We start from the raw sequence: 2508 nt of genomic DNA, 5'->3' as shown, positions 1-2508 counted from the left end.
ACAAGCTTGACACGGGCAAAGCCGTTGTTAATATTAGCGGAGACTGTGGCAAAGACCACAGTCTGAAACTATTATCTATATCTATTATCCCATACTCATTCAAGGTACCTTGAATTCAAACGAATGACAGGACAAACAATGATTTTCCGGCGATTTATGAGCGTGGTGGCAGCTCTCGCACGACAGTTCCTCCAAGTGAGATGCATGGGGATTAGGTTCGATCTTTTTCGTCTTCCCGGCAATCGTTGCATAGGCTCCGTGGCAATCAATGCATACTGCGGTGGGAACGGCTGCCTTCGGAGGATTTTCCTTGTGACAAGAGGCACAGGCAATGCCCTTCATCTGATGCCGGTCGGCCAGAAAAATTTTTTCTTCAGCCCCTCCATAGCTTGATCCCTGCCAGGCGGTAAGACTGAGCAGCATTAATACCATCAAAATAACGCCTGTCCGGACGCTGAGGAGTAATCGTTTTTTCATCAGTAACCATTCCTTAAAAAATGAACCGGAGGCGCTACATTGTGCTTTGCGGCCCCCCGGTTCAGCGCTTAAATTAGTTTTTTATTTCCACGGCTTCTCTGCGGCGGCATTCTTCCCGGCAACGCGTCCGACCACAATACATTCACCGATGTTGCCCGCACCCTGATAAATGATGCCCCACATCGAACCAAGTTCACCGGCGCTGTATAGACGCGGGATTGGTTTTCCAAAGGCGTCGAGCACTTGTGCATTAGTATTGCGTCTTGGCCCGCCCTGGGTATTGAGCAGGGCCGGGTAGAGCTCGATTGCGTAAAAAGGCGGCACATCAATCGGCGCGGACCAAAGGGCAGTTGCAAGTTCCTTGTATGCCGGACTGGATGGGTCTCCCGACCGAATCGGCCGATGGAAAACCGTATCAGTACCTTTAGCCATATCTTCATTCCACTTGGCCACTGTTTTTTCGAGGGCACCATTATTCATTGTCTTGATTTTACCGGCCAACTCCGCCAGGGTATCGCCTTTCAGTATCCAGCCCTTCTGAACTTCAGCGCTGTTATCTTTGCTCCATTTGTACTGCTGACCGGCGTAACCCATCCCCGGAAGAGCTGTGATGGGTCCGGCTTTTCGCGCGGTCTCGTCAAAAATCACGTAGCAGGGAATGCGTGGATATTCCAGCGCGTGGGTATCAAAATGATCTACCGCAAGCAGCCCCGCATGGGTTTCCACCGACTTCTCGTCAACAAACCGATTACCGTGCTTGTCCACTAGAATATGGCGCGACGTTCCGATAATGGCAGCAAAGGCTGCTTCAAAGTCAGGTGTTTTGATGCCCAGAGGACAAGATACCCCGTTCATATGCCAAAGGCCGGCTCCGACCTTCTGCGCCATGCGAATGCCGTCGCCCGTATTGCCGGGGCAGCCGAGAGCATAGATGGGATAGCCCTTGACACAGTTCTGCAGATCCTTTGTGTTGTATTCGTAACCGCCGGTTGTCAGGACAACAGACCGCTTCGCCCGGATTGCAATCTCTTTTCCCTTTGATTCTGCAATAACACCGATAACTTCCCCCGAACTGTTTGTAACAAGACGCTGTGCCGGCGTTTCCAGCATGACGGGGATTTTCCGTTTCTCTTCTACCGCGTAGGCAAACACCTGCCACAGGTTTTGTGAACTGCCCTGAAGTCCTTTTCCCGCACCTTTTACCTGGTACTTGTTCATTGATTTTGCACCCGGAACTTTGCGATATCCGGCGCCTCCATAGATCATGAGATCAGTTCCCTCTTTGAGCGTTTTGATCCATTCCACATTCTTAACGGACTCCTTGGCATAAAACCTTACCAGTTCTTCGTCCATATCGGAATTGGAGAATTTGTAAAGTCCGGTGATATAAGTATAGGCATCCTCCGTATTTGTCGGACATAAAATACCGCCTCCGGAAACTCTTGTGTTGCCGCCGCCTTGCTTCATCTTTTCGAGGATGAGCACCTTTGCGCCTGCATTATGGGCTTCGATGGCGGCGCAAGCTCCAGCGCCGCCATAACCCAGAACAACGACGTCCGCTTCCTTATTCCATTTTTTGGGAACAATCGTTTTGGCTTCAGCATTCACGACGGATCCCAGACCCATTGTTGCAACGGCACCGGCTCCAACCACTGCCCCTTTGATGAAGTCCCGCCTGTTTACCTCTTTCCATAATTTCTTTTCTGTCATTGTCATCCCTCCTTATGTTTTTCTTAATGCATCATCACCTAGACTGGCCACTGCTCACTTCTTTATCTTGTTTTTTCGTATTCTTCAACCAACTTTATGTTGTTTTTTTAACGTATTCTTCAACCATTGATAATTCCTGAATAGTGGCATAAAACCGGCTTTAGATGGATATAATTACTTGACATTATTGTATATTTGTGATAATTTTCCTTCCTGAAAACAGCACCAGGGAGGTGAAGATGGTTCCAGTGGAATTTATCATCAAAGAGGGAGACGAACATTTGACCAGCCATTCCGGGCTGGCTTTGATAGGGGCCCTGA

General features: G+C 49.2%; 3 protein-coding genes. All 3 read right to left on the bottom strand.

Translation table 11 applies throughout. From position 1 onward, the window contains the following. Window positions 1-99: 99 nt before the first annotated feature. Entirely contained in the window at window positions 100-477 is a 378-nt protein-coding gene (locus tag B3D59_RS10445) for a cytochrome c3 family protein (RefSeq protein WP_286819603.1), read from the bottom strand. Window positions 478-558: 81 nt separating this feature from the next. After that, window positions 559-2193, bottom strand: a complete 1635-nt coding sequence (locus B3D59_RS10440) for an FAD-dependent oxidoreductase (protein WP_286819602.1) — start codon at window positions 2191-2193, stop codon at window positions 559-561. A 113-nt stretch (window positions 2194-2306) separates the two neighbouring features. Next, window positions 2307-2508, bottom strand: a 202-nt coding sequence (locus B3D59_RS10435; protein WP_286819601.1) for a hypothetical protein, incomplete at its 5' end; no start/stop codon positions are given.

The organism is Desulfobacter sp. UBA2225 (genome assembly GCF_002348205.1).
GTDB classification, from domain to species: domain Bacteria; phylum Desulfobacterota; class Desulfobacteria; order Desulfobacterales; family Desulfobacteraceae; genus Desulfobacter; species Desulfobacter postgatei.
The sequence above is the reverse complement of the archived record's forward strand: the minus strand, read 5'-3'. Positions and strand labels throughout refer to the sequence as shown.

Bases quoted from the DNA above. Each gene is read 5' to 3' on its own strand.
- B3D59_RS10440 (WP_286819602.1), bottom strand. From the start codon at position 2,193: ATGACAATGACAGAAAAGAAATTATGGAAAGAGGTAAACAGGCGGGAC.
- B3D59_RS10445 (WP_286819603.1), bottom strand. From the start codon at position 477: ATGAAAAAACGATTACTCCTCAGCGTCCGGACAGGCGTTATTTTGATG.